Raw genomic sequence first — 17,450 nt, 5'->3', positions numbered from 1 at the left:
ATTAACCTCGCATTATTCCACGATCCGGGCTTATCCAACGGGCGCGTTTCTTTTTACGCACCAGCATAACCCGGGTAAAAGACACCAGAGTCGTTGCCAGACTAAGCGTCCAGAAGACGACCGGGAACCAGATAATCCAGAACAATGATGAAGCCATATTTTGTTCATAGCGGTTTTCAATAATCAAACTCACTAAAAATTGCAGCAGACATAATGTGCATAGCAATATCCCGGCAGTGTGAGTCGCGGCAAGATGGCTAAGCTCAACATTTACAGGTACGCCAAGTTGTTGGGCAATAAAGATGAACAAACCAATCAAACAGGTAAAAGCCCAGGTGGTGGTCAGACAATATTCAAAAAATAGCGGCCACATCCGATGATTTTTCCATTGCCACAATTTATTTAAATTTTTCAGGAAGACTTCCGCGCCCCCCTGCGCCCAACGCAACCGTTGTTTCCACAGCCCTTTTAACGTTTCCGGCATTAATATCCAGCACAGCGCTCGTGGTTCGTAAAAAATTGTCCACTGATTCAGTTGCAGCTTCCAGCTAATATCAATATCTTCGGTGATCATATCGTCACTCCAGTAACCAACTTCTGCCAGTGCACTGCGACGAAATGCGGCGATAACACCGGAAACGGTAAAAACGTTACCGTAGACGCGCTGGGTACGTTTGATCAGACCAATAATTGATGAGAACTCGCCAACCTGAACTTTGCCAACCAGCGTGGATCGTGTGCGAATACGCGGGTTTCCGGTCACCGCGCCGACGCGCGGATTGTATAGCATGGGCTCCACTATATAGGCTGCCGCATCGCGATCCAGCAAGGCGTCGCCATCAATACAGACTAAATACTCACTTCTTGCCGCTGCTGCACCGGTTTTCAGGGCAATCGCTTTACCCTGGTTTTGCGCAAGGTGAATGACGCGCAGTTTGGGGTGTAGCGAGGCCAGCCGATCCAGTATCGCCTGAGTTTGATCTGATGAACCGTCATTAACGGCAATCACTTCAATATTTTCATATCGCTGCGCTAAAGCCGCATGAATAGTTTCCTCAACATTTTTCTCTTCATTAAAGCAGGGAATGATAATTGAGATCGGTGGATTATCCTTAAGTTGCGGTGCTGGTGCATTTTCCCCCCATTGCCAGTGGCGTTCGCGGTGAAACCAGAAATAGACACCACCAACGATCCACATAATGGACATAAAAAATGGCCAGAAGAACACGAATCTCATCATTAATTCGCCAGAGTGGAAGAACGCAACACTCAGAGGAATAAATAACACCAGACACAATATAAAAAACGATACGATGCGATTAGTCATTTTTTGGATACCAGGCTGTGGAGAACTGAGGACGAATGACCTTTATTTCAGGCTGATTGCGCAGAAAATCATCAGGGTAATAACCATAGTTTTTCACTCCATTGAGTTGTAGAAGGCTCATCCAGTGAGCGATTTGTTGCGATTGAATAGCCTGATGTTGACCATTCGCTTTCCAGTCTTGTGTCTGTAATTCTAAAACTGATTTATCTTTTGCCTGTGGAATCGCTTTAATGTGATTCACCAGTTGAACCAGCCACTTATCAGCAGATTTCTCATTAATGCCTTCCATATAGGGCATTGCCATGATTGCCGTCCAGTCATAACTTTGTAGAAAATCGGCATAGTTTTGGGCAAACCATGCTTCACTTTCTGAGAGCATAACGGGGAGGGCAAAAATATTTCGCGCAGTCTTAATTTGTGGACCGCGAACCGCTTTGACTTTGGCACTTAGCGCTAATGTGAAGTCTGTTAAGGCCTGGCGTTTAAATTGCGTCCAGCGTTTAAATTGCTCAGGATCCTCGCGGATTTCACGAATACTTGTCGAAAAACCTGCTTTCTTATAAGCGGCTATTGCAGGGGCACTGGCATCTTCATAATCTGACAACACGGCATCGTCATGAAACAAAATGCCGTCAAAAGACGCATGACCTGCAAGATCTTCATAAAGGGTGCTAATTTGTTCACGTACCCGGTCATCAAAAGGAGAAAGACGACGGTATTGCGACGGATGAATTTGTGATGTTTTCTTATCAGTGGGCAAATATTCCACCCGGGGTAATGTAGGATCTAAATCCCAACTCAGCACCGGCATCCAGGCGTAAACGGCCACTCCGGCACGAGTCCTTAATTGCCATGCAACACGGTTAAATAAATCCGCTTTCATGGGTAACAGGCGATTAGGAAACCAGACCTCTTTAACCAGACCATTACCTGTCGGATCGGCAAAAGCCTGCAAGTACACACTGGAAATTTGCATATCTTTCACCCGCTGAATCAACACATCGAGATTCCGCTCCTGTTGTTGGCGGTCAGCATCGTAGACATAATCGAGATCGATGTGCATAACTCGCTCTGGTGATGTTTCCTGCACACGAATAATTTGCTGAGCAAACTCTTTAAGTGATGGATTATTGGCGATTAATACACGCGGAATGGAATCTAACCGGGAAGTGTTTCCCAGCCCGGACTCTAGCGTAAAGAACATGTCATAGCCCAGTTTTTTTAATTCCTCAATCGCAATACCGTTTGCTTCACCATAGGGCCAGACAAAGACCTGGGCAGTTACGCCAGCATTCTTCTGCAACTGCGCGGTCATTTTTATTGCATCCTGACGAATACGGTGGCGATATTCCGCTTCGGTTTCATACCGCCCATTATTTAATAAATACATGCGATTAACAAAAACGGGTAATTGGCTACCGGTGGGATTAGCCTCTATGCCGTAGTGAGAATTCCAGGTGTGGGAGGCTATTTCAACCAGTTTCGAACGTGCTATTTCACGCACTTGTTGCCAGGTGGCAAAATAGTGTCGGGCAACCATTTCATCGCCAAATTTCACTTGCTGATTAGGTGGTGTATCGATCCAACTGCCGACCGGGGCCCATAATGCGGGCCACTGGAACGCTTTGAGGAGTGGATAAACACGGGTGTAAAAACTTTGGTAACCGTCATCGAAAGTCAGCAATACCGCTTTTTCAGGTAGCGGTTTGCCACCACGATGTGCCTCACGAATTTGAGCAATGCTGACAGGTTGATAACCGTTCTCACGTAACCAGGCGAATTGTTCACGCAGGGCAGAAGTACGCACCGACATAAAACGCTGATCGGCAGCTTCGTCTTCGACGTTATGCCATGAAATCGCCACAAAACCATTACGCGGCCATGGTTGCTCAGCCTGTAATGATTCACGTTGTTGTGGTGGCGTGAATTCATTTTTTTGCTGGCTCAGACATGCCGAAAGCATAAAAATGCTTACCAGCATAAAGAGAGATCTTTTTCCTTTGCGTAACATAATGATCCTTAAAATTTGAATGTCATATCAAATTCAACATATAAGTTATGTTCTCTGTCGCCGTCGTAAGGTCGTTTCTCATAGCGTAAGGTTGCTCCGGCATCAATGACGTCATTCCAGCTAATACGTTGCCCATAGCCGAGTTGCGTAATCACATCCGTGCCATAATCTTTTTGCCAGGACGCGCCCACACCAGCACTGAATATTTGTTGCCAGCTATTTTCATAATTACGCCAGAGCAAATGACTGGCCTCAAAAGCCGGAACAATATCGATCGTTTTTCGCGGGTTAAAGTAAGGGGTATCTGTTTCCGTATTCTGTTGGTAATAGACAGTTGGCTGGAAATCGATAATTAAATTTGCCGAAGACCAGATACGTTCTGATCCTTCTATTGCCGCTTCGTGCCGCTGGTTATTGTCGGAAAAATCAGTAAATGCCCAGGAGAGGCTGTACTGGCGGCGCTCATGTTGATACCAGCGTACATATGCTTGTGCGCTATTGCCGGTAATGCCATTTTTCATTGCCCGCAACGGTACACGATGGGAGAGGCGTTGCAGCTCTGAGCCGACACGCCAGTTGTCGTTGAAATCGTACCAGCCTGATAATCTTGCGCCGGGTTTATGTTCATGATTGAAATAGCGTCCGGCGTATTCTGCTTCCAGCCAGAGATCACGTGAACGCCATTCAACCCCCGCCAGCCAGTCGCGGACAATGCCTTTTCCTTCGCTAAATTGCCCATCGGCATAGCCGAAACCGGCAAAACCGCGCCAATTATCATTCACCGGAGGTGAGTAAATGACGCTGGTAAAATTAACATCATGTTTGCCACTGTCCGGGCCTTCAGCATCCAGACCTGAGGCGCCCGCAATACGCAGTTCAGCAAGATTATGTACCTCAACGGCGCGTTTTAAACGTACCACGCCAGGATCTTGCGGATTACGGGCCACCACATCGTCAGTTAATACCGTAGCCTGTTGCCATTCTTGTAATGTTAAGGCATTCCAGGCTTGCTCAACCTCCAGATAAATATTACGCGGTTCGAGCACCTCGGCTTTTTTTAATTCCGTTTCTGCCGCATGCGGCCAGCCACGCGCCTGTAATACGCTGGCATAATCGATGCGTAAGCCCTGATTTCCAGGCGCATTGGTTGCCAGGTTGCGGGTTATTTTTTCCGCCTGAGGAAGATCATTGCCATATTGCGCCACGGAAGAGAGAAACGAATATCCCTGCAACCAGCTGTCATTTGGCAAAGTTACCGGTGAGCCCATTACCCGACGCCAGGCGGGTGTGTTGTTAAGCGTATGGCGGGTAACAGCCAATGCACTGGCGTAATTTTCACTCTCAAGATGGCTATAAAAAAGATCCGCACGTTCTTCTTCCGATAAAGTGCTGGCCAGAACTTCCTGATGGTAAAAAAGATCAGACATCATGGCCTGAGCTTTTTGTGGTTGGTGATCTCTGAGATAGGCCGATGCCACCCAATATTGCGCCCAGGACGGTACGGTTTGACCCGCTTGTTTTAATTGCTGATAGTATGCAATGACGTCTTTATAACGATCGCGGGTTAATAATGCCCCGAGATGATCTATCTGAATGCGTTGATATTGCAGGGTACGATCCGGGTTATCTTTCCAGAGGATCTCTAAAGCGGTGTATTGTTCCAGTGCACGATCGGCAATAGCGTAGCGTTCACTTTCACTTCTGGTTGGCATAAATGAGAGCCTGACCAGTTCCGCATGAATATCCGCGAGAATATCCGGGGTTAAACTGGCGTCATTAATTGCGGCGGACAGCTGATTATTACGTAACGCCTGGGCGTATTCCTGCGCAAGATTGTTGGACGATGATGGCGCCGATAAGGTTTCAGTAATTGCCAGTAGTTCATCCTGGTGGCGACCTGCCAGCTTGTAGATATACGCTGCAACCAGTGTGTTAGTTTTGTCTGGTGCTTCACGTTGCAACTGTTCGAGCTTATTAAGCGCGATATCGAACTGGCCTGCATCGGCCAGGGTGAGAATTTGCCCACGACGATAATCGGTATTTTGTGGCGCTTTTGACACCGCCAGTTGCCAGAGCTGAAGCGACTTCTGCCACTGTTGTAAATTGCGATATGCCATTGCAACAGGGGCATAACCACGAGCAGGTAATGGTTGATGACCAAAGCGGTTATAAATGGCAATAACCTTCTGGTCCTGACCGGCCCAGGAGGCAATCTGCAACCAGTCCGCAATCTGAGTGCTATTGAGATCGGTATTATCTGCAAACCAGCTTAATGCTGGTTGGGTATTTCCCTTACGAGCTTCAATGATCAATGCATCATACTGGCTGGTAGTAGCGGATATAGCCGTGGGACTGAGTGTTAACAGCGTTGCGGTAAAAAAATTTAAGGCAAAGATTGCACGGGTGCGCCTTTTACTGGTGTTTGAATACATCCTGTATTACCCCATTTGTAACAAGAACTCCTCAAGCGAGTGATTCCAGTCGCTTGAAAATAAAGAGTTCTGTACCTCAACATCCGTAAGGTTAATTGCGGAAAAGTGAAGTGTGTAGTTGATAAAAAAGAGAAATAAGAGAGTGTTTCATATCCATTTAAAGTCCTTTTTGTGACGCAAAACCCAGCAGAAGGGTTAATTAATTGGGTTTTGAGACATACATCCTTATGTACTATTAAAAATAGATAACCATAAAAAAAATTAAATCAGGAATTTTGGATGTTAGCTTTCGGTTTTTTCGATAGAGCAGATGTCATGCGGTTTTGAGGCGTGTTTTGTTGTTTTATATTCCACATCCATCTATCTGAAGTTATTTTCGCTCATTTGTACCATAAGCGGCAATGGAGATTAAGATTACACTTCAACCATAAATTATTCACAAACTATAGAATATTAAATAATTTCCATTTTAATTATATCTGGCTTTATGAATTGGCTATGAGAAAATCATATTGACATAATGTGATTCTTATATTTCATTATATAAAATGGATATTGTCATCTTATGGAACATTAGAAATATGAAAAAGGAATACGTCAGGATAGGCAGCACGGTTATATTCAGCTTAATATTGGGCTTTGCTTTTATTTTAGCTAATAGCTGGTTTTTTCAACACCCCGTAGAATGGGGAGTGCCACAATCGACTTATTTGATTGTTATGATTGCTCTGTTCTTTATTGATACCATTGCATTTATTTTTATGCAGTTGTATTTCATCTATAATAGACAGGAGTTTTCAAACTGTATTCTTAGTCTGGCTTTCTTAAGCTGCCTTATCTATTTTGTCCAGACGGTTATTACTGTGCAACAACCAGTAGATAGTCATGCCGACATATCCATTATCACCAATGATGTTGCTATTTACTATCTTTTTCGTCAGATTAATTTATGTTTACTAATTGTATTGGCATTGATTTGCAAAGTTTTTGAAAATCGAAAGCAACGTGCTAATAGATTGAAAAAAACAATGTTAATCATTAGCTTGACATGTTTATTTATTGTGCCGTTTGTTTCGCATGTAGTCAGTAGCCATCATGAAATATTGAGTCTGGACCTCGTTGAATATGTCAGTGCGTATAAGAAAGTTGATCTGGATACTATTCATATTACAGTGATTATTGTTATGTGGTTAGCCTTGCTTTTGGCAAATTTATATTATAATCGTTTTAGATATGATATCTGGAATGGGGTGTCAGTTATTGCTTTTTCAGCAGTGTTATACAATATGGCAATTTTGTTTTCGAGCGGAAACAGTGCTTTTGTTTGGTATGTCAGTCGTTCAGTTGAGATTTTTAGTAAACTCACGGTAATGTCGATTTTTATGTGTCATATTTTTCATGCCTTGAGAGTAACCAAAGATATCGCCCACCGGGATCCATTAACCAATATCTTTAACCGCAGCCATTTTTTCAATGAACTGAAAGGTCAGGTCAATTCTGGTGATAATAAACCGTTTTGCGTCATGATTATGGATATTGACCATTTCAAAAGCGTTAATGACACGTGGGGGCACCCGGAAGGAGATAAAGTGATTAAGGCCGTAGTGGATATTATCGGTAAAAGTATCCGCCCGGACGATGTGTTAGCCCGTGTTGGCGGCGAAGAGTTTGGCGTTATGCTGACTCATCTTGAGCGTAAAGAAGGTGAAGAATTAGCTGAGAGAATACGCAAAAATGTTGAGCAATTAACAGACAACAATCCGCAGTATGCAATAGCACAAAAAGTGACGATCAGTATTGGCGTAGTGGTGACGCAAGGAGATGTGCTTCATCCCAATGATATTTACCGGCTGGCCGATAATGCCTTGTATAATGCTAAAGCAACCGGAAGAAATAAAGTCATCGTGACAGATGGCCGCCTGCCTGATGCTTACGCATAACAGTTCCTTTCATGTTGCATATTTGACCATCCTGCAGGATGGTTTTTTTTGCCTGTAAGTATGTGTTATGCGCACTTAGCCACACATTTTGAATGGATAATTTATCAGGTATTGATTATGTAAATGAATCGTGACCATAGGTATGTGATTTTTATCAAATGACCTGGCCAGTGAAAATATCTACAGAAATATTTATTCACATGCGCGCATGTTGATAAAATGTTGCATAAATAGGTTAAAACAACACTCATATAAATTGTTTGCTGGCTATTGATAGATGGTAAAAATAGGTGAGGGCAATTATCATTGCGCCAGTCCCTTTTCGAATGAGTTTCTATTATGCAACAACCTGTAGTTCGCGTTGGGGAATGGCTTGTTACTCCGTCGATAAACCAAATAAGTCGCAATGGACGTCAGCTTACCCTGGAGCCTCGGTTAATCGATCTTTTGGTTTTCTTTGCTCGCCATAGTGGAGAAGTACTTAGCAGAGATGAACTTATCGATAATGTCTGGACGAGAAGTGTCGTTACCAATCATGTCGTGACGCAGAGTATTTCAGAGCTGCGTAAATCGCTTAAAGATGGTGATGAAAATAGCCCTGTCTATATCGCTACTGTACCGAAGCGCGGTTATAAATTAATGGTGCCGGTTATCTGGTGTACAGAGGAGGAGAGCGAAGAAATAATGTCGGCGTCACCTCCCGCACTACCAGAGACAATACCTGATTCCGCTTCGCCTCCTGCCATTGCTGAAACCACGACACCGCCACCTCAGACAACCACAGTTAAACGCAAACGATTCACTACCTTTTGGGTATGGTGTTTCTTTCTTCTTGCCCTGGGAACTTGCGTGGCGCTGGTGGCATTGTCGAGTTTTGAAACACGTCTTCCTGTTAGTAAATCGCGTATTTTGCTCAACCCACGCGATATAGATATCCATTTGGTGAATAAGAGTCCATGTAACAACTGGACTTCACAACGCTCTTACGCGGTAGGGCTGGGTAGCCTGGTAACAACCTCGCTTAACACCTTCTCCACCTTTATGGTGCATGACAAAACGAACTACAACATTGATGAACCGAGCAGTTCCGGTAAGACGCTGACCATTGAGTTTGTTAATCAGCGTCATTACCGCGCGCAACAATGCTTTATGTCGGTAAAACTGGTGGACAATGCTGATGGCTCAACCATGCTGGATAAACGCTACTTCATTACTAACGATAATCAGTTATCGATTCAGAATGATTTACTGGCGAGCTTGTCAAAGGCATTGAATCAACCGTGGCCACAACGAATGCAAGAGATGTTTCAACAATTTCAACCTCGCCGCGGGGCATTATTAACCAGTTTTTACCAGGCGCATGATTATTTAATGCGGGGTGATGTCGAATCATTGAGTCGAGCCAGTGAATTGTTAGGTGAGATTCTTGAGGAAGCTCCAGATTTTATCTACGTGCGGGCAGAGAAAGCATTGGTTGATGTATTACGCCATTCTCAGCATCCTTTAGACGAAAAACAATTAGCGGCTCTGTATGAGGAAGTTGATAAAGTAGGAGCGATGCCTGGCATGAATGATATGTCTATTTTCTATCAAATTAAAACAGTCAGTGCTTTGGGAAGCGGGAAAATAGATGAAGCGTATCAGGCGATCAATACCGGCATTGAACTTGAAATGTCGTGGTTAAATTATGTATTGCTGGGCAAGGTTTATGAAATGAAAGGCATGAACCGTGAAGCCGCTGATGCATATCTGACAGCATTTAATTTACGCCCTGGTGAAAATACACTTTACTGGATTGAAAACGGCGTATTTCAGACTTCTGTCTCTCATGTTGTTCCTTATCTCGATAATTTCCTCGCTTCAGAATAAGTAAACATCAGGCATACTCAGTTATGGGTATGCCTGATGTTGAATTCATGTATATTTTATCAATTTAATATGTTGCGATAATGTATTTAATTGGCGTGTTTTGCTACATATGTATAACCTAATCAGTGTGGTGTAAGTTACTGTAAATTATCGATGTTTATTTTTTCGTGATATCAACTTGCGATCCTGATGTGTTAATAAAAAACCTCAAGTTATCACTTACAGAAACTTTTGCGTTATTTCACCTAATCTTTAGGATTAATCCCTTTTTCGTGAGTAATCTTATCGCCAGTTTGGTCTGGTCAATAAATGGTTCTACATCATGATCCGGACTTCCAAAATGAACTTAGGAGAAAAGAAAGCATGAGTTCTGCCAAGAAGATCGGGCTATTTGCCTGTACCGGTGTGGTTGCCGGTAATATGATGGGGAGCGGTATTGCATTATTACCTGCGAACCTCGCAAGTATCGGTGGTATTGCTATCTGGGGTTGGATTATCTCTATTATTGGTGCAATGTCGCTGGCTTATGTATATGCCCGACTGGCAACCAAAAACCCGCAGCAAGGTGGCCCAATTGCTTATGCCGGGGAAATTTCTCCTGCATTTGGTTTCCAGACGGGTGTTCTTTATTACCATGCTAACTGGATTGGTAACCTGGCGATTGGTATTACCGCCGTGTCTTATCTTTCCACCTTCTTCCCGGTATTAAATGACCCGGTTCCGGCAGGTATTGCCTGTATTGCCATTGTTTGGGTATTTACCTTTGTAAATATGCTCGGTGGTACCTGGGTAAGCCGTTTAACCACAATTGGTCTGGTACTGGTTCTTATTCCGGTAGTAATGACCGCTATTGTCGGCTGGCACTGGTTTGATTCTGCTACTTATGCAGCTAACTGGAATACTGCACAAACCACTGATGGTCATGCGATCATTAAAAGTATTCTGCTCTGCCTGTGGGCCTTCGTGGGTGTTGAATCCGCAGCGGTAAGTACTGGTATGGTTAAAAACCCGAAACGTACTGTTCCGCTGGCAACCATGTTGGGTACTGGTTTAGCAGGTATTGTTTACATCGCTGCGACTCAGGTGCTTTCCGGTATGTATCCGTCTTCTGTAATGGCAGGCTCCGGTGCTCCGTTTGCAATCAGTGCTTCTACTATCCTGGGTAACTGGGCTGCGCCGATGGTTTCTGCATTCACCGCGTTTGCGTGCCTGACTTCTCTGGGCTCCTGGATGATGCTGGTAGGTCAGGCAGGTGTGCGTGCCGCTAACGACGGTAACTTCCCGAAAGTTTATGGTGAAGTCGACAGCAACGGTATTCCGAAAAAAGGTCTGCTGCTGGCTGCAGTGAAAATGACTGCCCTGATGATCCTTATCACTCTGATGAACTCTGCTGGTGGTAAAGCATCTGACCTGTTCGGTGAACTGACCGGTATCGCAGTACTGCTGACTATGCTGCCGTACTTCTACTCTTGCGTTGACCTGATTCGCTTCGAAGGCGTTAACATCCGCAACTTTGCCAGCCTGATCTGCTCTGTACTGGGTTGCGTGTTCTGCTTCATCGCGCTGATGGGGGCAAGCTCCTTCGAACTGGCTGGTACCTTCATCGTCAGCCTGATTATCCTGATGTTCTACGCTCGCAAAATGCATGAGCGCCAGAGCCACTCAATGGATAACCACACAGCGTCTAACGCCCATTAATTAAAAGTATTTTCCGAAAGCGCCTCCTTTCATTTGTCCCATGTGTTGGGAGGGGCTTTCTTTACCTGGAGATATTACTATGAACGTTATTGCAATATTGAATCACATGGGGGTTTACTTTAAAGAAGAACCCATCCGTGAACTTCATCGTGCGCTTGAGCGTCTGAACTTCCAGATTGTTTACCCGAATGACCGTGACGACTTATTAAAACTGATCGAAAACAATGCGCGTCTGTGCGGCGTTATTTTTGACTGGGATAAATATAATCTCGAGTTGTGCGAAGAAATTAGCAAAATGAACGAGAACTTACCGTTGTACGCGTTCGCTAATACGTATTCCACACTCGATGTAAGCCTGAACGATCTGCGTTTACAGATTAGCTTCTTTGAATATGCGCTGGGTGCTGCTGATGATATTGCTAATAAGATCAAGCAGACCACAGACGAATATATCAACACTATTCTGCCTCCACTGACTAAAGCGCTGTTTAAATATGTACGTGAAGGTAAATATACTTTCTGTACTCCTGGCCACATGGGCGGTACTGCATTCCAGAAAAGCCCGGTAGGTAGCCTGTTCTATGATTTCTTTGGTCCGAACACCATGAAATCTGATATTTCCATTTCAGTATCTGAACTGGGTTCTCTGCTGGATCACAGCGGTCCACACAAAGAAGCAGAACAGTATATCGCTCGCGTCTTTAACGCAGACCGCAGCTACATGGTGACTAACGGTACTTCCACTGCGAACAAAATTGTCGGTATGTACTCTGCTCCGGCAGGCAGCACCATTCTGATTGACCGTAACTGCCACAAATCGTTGACCCATCTGATGATGATGAGCGATGTTACGCCAATCTATTTCCGCCCGACCCGTAACGCTTACGGTATTCTTGGTGGTATCCCACAGAGTGAATTCCAGCACGCTACCATTGCTAAGCGCGTGAAAGAAACACCAAACGCGACCTGGCCGGTACATGCCGTAATTACTAACTCTACCTATGATGGTCTGCTGTACAACACCGACTTCATCAAGAAAACTCTGGATGTGAAATCCATCCACTTTGACTCCGCGTGGGTGCCTTACACCAACTTCTCACCGATTTACGAAGGTAAATGCGGTATGAGCGGTGGCCGTGTAGAAGGGAAAGTGATTTACGAAACCCAGTCCACTCACAAACTGCTGGCGGCGTTCTCTCAGGCTTCCATGATCCACGTTAAAGGTGATGTAAACGAAGAAACCTTTAACGAAGCCTACATGATGCACACCACCACTTCTCCGCACTACGGTATCGTGGCTTCCACTGAAACCGCGGCGGCGATGATGAAAGGTAATGCAGGTAAACGTCTGATCGACGGTTCCATTGAACGTGCGATCAAGTTCCGTAAAGAGATCAAACGTCTGAGAACGGAATCTGATGGCTGGTTCTTTGATGTATGGCAGCCGGATCATATCGATACCACTGAATGCTGGCCGCTGCGTTCTGACAGCTCCTGGCACGGCTTCAAAAACATCGATAACGAGCATATGTATCTTGACCCGATCAAAGTCACTCTGCTGACTCCGGGGATGGAAAAAGACGGCACCATGAGCGACTTCGGTATTCCGGCCAGCATCGTGGCGAAATACCTCGACGAACATGGCATCATTGTTGAGAAAACCGGTCCGTATAACCTGCTGTTCCTGTTCAGCATCGGTATCGATAAGACCAAAGCACTGAGCCTGCTGCGTGCTCTGACTGACTTCAAACGTGCGTTCGACCTGAACCTGCGTGTGAAAAACATGCTGCCGTCTCTGTATCGTGAAGATCCTGAATTCTATGAAAACATGCGTATTCAGGAACTGGCTCAGAATATCCACAAACTGATTGTTCACCACAATCTGCCGGATCTGATGTATCGCGCATTTGAAGTCCTGCCGACTATGGTAATGACCCCGTATGCTGCGTTCCAGAAAGAGCTGCACGGTATGACCGAAGAAGTTTACATCGACGAAATGGTAGGTCGTGTTAACGCCAACATGATCCTTCCGTATCCGCCGGGAGTTCCTCTGGTAATGCCGGGTGAAATGATCACCGAAGAAAGCCGTCCGGTTCTGGAGTTCCTGCAGATGCTGTGTGAAATCGGCGCTCACTATCCGGGCTTTGAAACCGATATTCACGGTGCATACCGTCAGGCTGATGGTCGCTATACCGTTAAGGTATTGAAAGAAGAAAACAAAAAATAATTAGTTAGTACAAGGGAAGTGGCTTGCCACTTCCCTTTTTCGCTCGTAAGGAGAACACATGAAAACACCCTCACAGCCGCGCGCGATATACTATATCGTGGCGATCCAAATCTGGGAGTACTTCAGTTTTTACGGCATGCGTGCCTTACTCATTCTCTATCTCACCCATCAGCTTGGTTTTGATGATAACCATGCCATCAGCCTGTTCAGCGCATATGCATCTCTGGTTTACGTTACCCCTATTCTCGGCGGCTGGCTTGCCGACCGCCTGCTCGGCAATCGTACTGCGGTAATTGCCGGCGCGTTGTTAATGACCCTTGGCCATGTGGTGCTGGGCTTCGATTCGAATTCAACGTTTAGTCTGTATCTGGCGCTGGCAATCATTATTTGTGGTTACGGTTTATTTAAATCAAATATCAGTTGTTTGCTTGGTGAGCTCTACGACGAGGATGATCATCGGCGTGATGGCGGTTTTTCGCTGCTCTATGCCGCGGGCAATATCGGCTCTATCGCCGCGCCGATTGCTTGCGGTCTGGCTGCGCAGTGGTATGGCTGGCATGTTGGCTTTGCCCTGGCGGGTGGGGGAATGTTTATCGGCTTGTTAATTTTCTTAAGTGGCCATCGTCATTTCCAGACTACCCGCGGTATCGATAAAAAAGCGCTCGCCACCGTGAAGTTTGCCTTACCGGTATGGGGCTGGTTGGTGGTGATGCTCTGTATTGCCCCGGTCTTTTTTACCCTGTTGCTGGAGAATAACTGGTCAGGCTATTTACTGGCGATCGTTTGCCTTATTGCCGCACAAATCATTGCCCGCATGATGATCAAATTCCCCGAACACCGCCGTGCTCTTTGGCAAATTGTATTGTTGATGTTCGTCGGGACATTGTTCTGGGTACTGGCACAACAGGGCGGCAGTACCATCAGCTTGTTTATCGATCGCTTTGTGAATCGTCAGGCATTCAATATTGAAGTACCTACAGCACTATTCCAGTCGGTGAATGCGATTGCGGTGATGCTTGCAGGGGTTGTACTCGCCTGGCTGGCGTCGCCAGAAAGCCGCGGCAATTCAGCATTGCGCGTCTGGCTGAAGTTTGCCTTTGGCTTACTGCTGATGGCTTGTGGCTTTATGTTGCTGGCATTTGATGCCCGACATGCAGCGGCTGGCGGTCAAGCGTCAATGGGCGTGATGATATCCGGGCTGGCGCTAATGGGCTTTGCTGAACTCTTTATTGACCCGGTGGCGATTGCGCAAATCACGCGTCTGAAAATGTCTGGCGTATTAACCGGTATTTATATGCTGGCAACAGGCGCGGTTGCCAACTGGCTGGCAGGCGTCGTGGCACAGCAGACGACAGAGTCGCAAATTAACGGCATGGCGATTGCGGCGTATCAGCGGTTCTTTTCCCAAATGGGGGAGTGGACGTTGGGTTGTGTCGCGATCATTGTGGTATTGGCCTTTGCTACCCGGATGTTGTTTAGCACATCAACCAATGTGGCCCAGACATCTCGCGACTAACAGTTTGAAAATTGGGGTGAAAAATGTGATTTCACCCCGGAGATAATGGTGGTGATGAATCGGAATTTGTCAGGCTGATGACCTGATAAATCAGAATTTGTTAGCTATATAAACTGGCTGGCAGATGATTTCTCAGTGATATCAGCTTGAACCTTGGGCCGGCTTCGATAAGATAATTCGAAGCCGGGGTAGTTGAGTCGGGCTATATCTGAACGTGCTCAGACTCTTTATCAACGCTAAATCGAAAGCAGGGTTAAGAGGAACCAAAATGTCTGAACGAGAAGCACAGGGTGCCAATGAGGCAATTGATCTTAATGATGAACTGAGAAATCGTCGCGAAAAACTGGCGGCGCTGCGTCAACAAGGCGTAGCTTTTCCAAATGATTTTCGCCGCGACTCTACCTCTGACCAGCTGCACGCTGAATATGATGAAAAGGATAATCAGGAACTTGAATCCTTAAACATTGAAGTTTCGGTTGCTGGTCGAATGATGACCCGTCGCATCATGGGGAAAGCTTCCTTTGTAACGTTGCAGGATGTCGGAGGACGTATTCAACTGTATGTTGCGCGGGATAGCCTGCCAGAAGGTGTTTATAACGATCAGTTTAAAAAATGGGATCTGGGGGACATTATCGGTGCCCGCGGTACGCTGTTTAAGACGCAAACCGGTGAACTTTCCATTCACTGTACTGAGTTACGTCTGCTGACTAAGGCACTGCGTCCATTGCCGGATAAATTCCATGGTCTGCAAGACCAGGAAGTACGTTATCGCCAGCGTTATCTGGATCTGATCGCGAACGATAAATCACGCCAAACTTTTGTCGTACGCTCAAAAATTCTGGCGGCTATCCGCAAATTCATGGTCGCCCGTGGGTTTATGGAAGTAGAAACCCCGATGATGCAGGTCATCCCGGGTGGGGCATCTGCTCGTCCGTTTATTACCCATCACAATGCCCTTGATTTGGATATGTACCTGCGTATTGCGCCGGAGTTGTATCTGAAACGTCTGGTTGTTGGTGGTTTTGAACGGGTATTCGAAATCAACCGTAACTTCCGTAATGAAGGTATTTCTGTTCGCCATAATCCAGAGTTCACGATGATGGAGCTCTACATGGCGTATGCGGATTATCACGATTTGATTGAGCTTACGGAGTCGCTGTTCCGTACCCTGGCACAGGATGTACTGGGTACCACTAAAGTCACTTATGGTGAGCATGTGTTTGATTTTGGCAAACCGTTTGAAAAACTCACCATGCGCGAGGCAATTAAAAAATATCGCCCGGAAACCGATATGGCCGACCTGGATGATTTTGATGCCGCTAAAGCATTAGCTGAATCTATCGGTATTACGGTAGAGAAAAGCTGGGGGCTGGGGCGTATCGTCACGGAGATCTTTGACGAAGTGGCAGAAGCACATCTGATTCAGCCAACCTTTATTACGGAGTATCCGGCAGAAGTATCGCCGCTGGCGCGCCGTAATGATGTTAACCCGGAAATTACCGACCGTTTTGAATTCTTCATCGGTGGTCGTGAAATCGGTAATGGTTTTAGCGAATTAAATGACGCAGAAGATCAGGCCGAACGTTTCCAGGAACAGGTTAATGCTAAGGCCGCAGGTGATGACGAAGCCATGTTCTACGACGAAGATTACGTTACTGCGCTGGAATATGGTCTGCCGCCAACCGCGGGCCTGGGGATTGGTATCGACCGAATGATTATGCTGTTTACTAACAGTCATACTATTCGCGACGTTATTCTTTTCCCGGCAATGCGCCCACAGAAATAATCGTCCTTTCTTAATATAAGAAAAAGATAATGCCGCTTCGCTTTGGTGGAGCGGCTTTTTTTTGTAGCAGGAAGGGCAACTCGTACTTTCAAATATGGCGGAGAGGGGGGGCTTGACTCGCTTCGCTCGCCCTGCGGGCAGCCCACTCACTGCGTTCGCGGTCTGTCCAACTGTCTGCGCCAGTTGCCGAACCCCGGTCGGGGCTTCTCATCCCCCCTGGTGTGCAATATGCGAAAAAAAAGCTCGCACTTTCGTACGAGCTCTTTCTTAAATATGGCGGTGAGGGGGGGATTGACTCGCTTCGCTCGCCCTGCGGGCAGCCCACTCACTGCGTTCGTGGTCTGTCCAACTGGCTGCGCCAGTTGTCGAACCCCGGTCGGGGCTTCTCATCCCCCTGGTGTGCAATATGCGAAAAAAAAGCTCGCACTTTCGTACGGGCTCTTTCTTAAATATGGCGGTGAGGGGGGGATTCGAACCCCCGATACGTTGCCGTATACACACTTTCCAGGCGTGCTCCTTCAGCCACTCGGACACCTCACCAAATTTTCTCTCCAGCATCGCTGGAACGGGCGTTAATTTAGGGAAATCAGCGCTTAAGGTCAACAAACTTTTTTTAAAAATCGATCGTTTAGACAATTTTCAAT

Annotated in this window: 9 protein-coding genes and 1 tRNA gene; 6 read left to right on the top strand and 4 right to left on the bottom strand. The window is 46.0% G+C overall.

The genetic code is table 11. The features are described 5' to 3' along the window. Position 1: 1 nt before the first annotated feature. The 3 genes from pgaC to pgaA are packed head-to-tail and all read right to left on the bottom strand — an operon-like array spanning position 2 to position 5,770. Positions 2 to 1,327 carry a poly-beta-1,6-N-acetyl-D-glucosamine synthase gene (pgaC, locus tag EFER_RS09565; RefSeq protein WP_000184889.1) on the bottom strand — a complete coding sequence of 442 codons (1,326 nt, stop codon included), beginning with the start codon at positions 1,325 to 1,327 and terminating at the stop codon, positions 2 to 4. Next, positions 1,320 to 3,338 carry a poly-beta-1,6-N-acetyl-D-glucosamine N-deacetylase PgaB gene (gene pgaB, locus EFER_RS09560; RefSeq protein WP_000944637.1) on the bottom strand — a complete coding sequence of 673 codons (2,019 nt, stop codon included), beginning with the start codon at positions 3,336 to 3,338 and terminating at the stop codon, positions 1,320 to 1,322. The genes pgaC and pgaB overlap by 8 nt, the downstream gene beginning before the upstream one ends. A gap of 8 nt (positions 3,339 to 3,346) precedes the next feature. Continuing rightward, positions 3,347 to 5,770, bottom strand: a complete 2,424-nt coding sequence (gene pgaA, locus EFER_RS09555; protein WP_000287190.1) for a poly-beta-1,6 N-acetyl-D-glucosamine export porin PgaA — start codon at positions 5,768 to 5,770, stop codon at positions 3,347 to 3,349. Between the two features lie 581 nt (positions 5,771 to 6,351). Here pgaA and EFER_RS09550 point away from each other — a divergent pair. The 6 genes from EFER_RS09550 (at position 6,352) to lysS (ending at position 16,806) form a co-directional block, all read left to right on the top strand. Continuing rightward, positions 6,352 to 7,710, top strand: coding sequence for a sensor domain-containing diguanylate cyclase (locus EFER_RS09550; RefSeq protein WP_024256468.1), 1,359 nt, complete (start codon positions 6,352 to 6,354; stop codon positions 7,708 to 7,710). A gap of 339 nt (positions 7,711 to 8,049) precedes the next feature. Further along, complete coding sequence (gene cadC, locus EFER_RS09545) at positions 8,050 to 9,579, top strand: lysine decarboxylation/transport transcriptional activator CadC (RefSeq protein ID WP_001187204.1); 1,530 nt, start codon at positions 8,050 to 8,052, stop codon at positions 9,577 to 9,579. A 363-nt stretch (positions 9,580 to 9,942) separates the two neighbouring features. Then, complete coding sequence (gene cadB, locus EFER_RS09540) at positions 9,943 to 11,277, top strand: cadaverine/lysine antiporter (RefSeq protein WP_000092920.1); 1,335 nt, start codon at positions 9,943 to 9,945, stop codon at positions 11,275 to 11,277. A gap of 79 nt (positions 11,278 to 11,356) precedes the next feature. Further along, the gene (cadA, locus tag EFER_RS09535; protein WP_002431488.1) at positions 11,357 to 13,504 is read left to right on the top strand and encodes a lysine decarboxylase CadA; all 2,148 of its coding nucleotides are present in this window, start codon (positions 11,357 to 11,359) and stop codon (positions 13,502 to 13,504) included. A 58-nt stretch (positions 13,505 to 13,562) separates the two neighbouring features. After that, the gene (gene dtpC / locus EFER_RS09530) at positions 13,563 to 15,020 is read left to right on the top strand and encodes a dipeptide/tripeptide permease DtpC (RefSeq protein WP_000856807.1); all 1,458 of its coding nucleotides are present in this window, start codon (positions 13,563 to 13,565) and stop codon (positions 15,018 to 15,020) included. A gap of 268 nt (positions 15,021 to 15,288) precedes the next feature. Beyond that, on the top strand, positions 15,289 to 16,806 hold the full coding sequence (gene lysS / locus EFER_RS09525; protein ID WP_000003789.1) for a lysine--tRNA ligase: 1,518 nt from the start codon (positions 15,289 to 15,291) through the stop codon (positions 16,804 to 16,806). Between the two features lie 452 nt (positions 16,807 to 17,258). On the opposite strand, the gene EFER_RS09520 is transcribed toward lysS, so the two are convergent. Then, a tRNA-Ser gene (locus EFER_RS09520) sits at positions 17,259 to 17,346 on the bottom strand. Positions 17,347 to 17,450 lie beyond the last annotated feature (104 nt).

The sequence above is a fragment of the Escherichia fergusonii ATCC 35469 genome, assembly GCF_000026225.1.
In the GTDB taxonomy this organism is placed as follows: Bacteria; Pseudomonadota; Gammaproteobacteria; order Enterobacterales; family Enterobacteriaceae; genus Escherichia; species Escherichia fergusonii.
The sequence above is the reverse complement of the archived record's forward strand: the minus strand, read 5'-3'. Positions and strand labels throughout refer to the sequence as shown.

What these genes read in the sequence shown, in the direction of transcription:
- cadA (WP_002431488.1), top strand. Translation starts at nt 11,357, where the DNA reads ATGAACGTTATTGCAATATTGAATCACATGGGGGTTTACTTTAAAGAA.
- pgaB (WP_000944637.1), bottom strand. Translation starts at nt 3,338, where the DNA reads ATGTTACGCAAAGGAAAAAGATCTCTCTTTATGCTGGTAAGCATTTTT.
- cadB (WP_000092920.1), top strand. Translation starts at nt 9,943, where the DNA reads ATGAGTTCTGCCAAGAAGATCGGGCTATTTGCCTGTACCGGTGTGGTT.
- dtpC (WP_000856807.1), top strand. Translation starts at nt 13,563, where the DNA reads ATGAAAACACCCTCACAGCCGCGCGCGATATACTATATCGTGGCGATC.
- cadC (WP_001187204.1), top strand. Translation starts at nt 8,050, where the DNA reads ATGCAACAACCTGTAGTTCGCGTTGGGGAATGGCTTGTTACTCCGTCG.
- EFER_RS09550 (WP_024256468.1), top strand. Translation starts at nt 6,352, where the DNA reads ATGAAAAAGGAATACGTCAGGATAGGCAGCACGGTTATATTCAGCTTA.
- lysS (WP_000003789.1), top strand. Translation starts at nt 15,289, where the DNA reads ATGTCTGAACGAGAAGCACAGGGTGCCAATGAGGCAATTGATCTTAAT.
- pgaC (WP_000184889.1), bottom strand. Translation starts at nt 1,327, where the DNA reads ATGACTAATCGCATCGTATCGTTTTTTATATTGTGTCTGGTGTTATTT.
- pgaA (WP_000287190.1), bottom strand. Translation starts at nt 5,770, where the DNA reads ATGTATTCAAACACCAGTAAAAGGCGCACCCGTGCAATCTTTGCCTTA.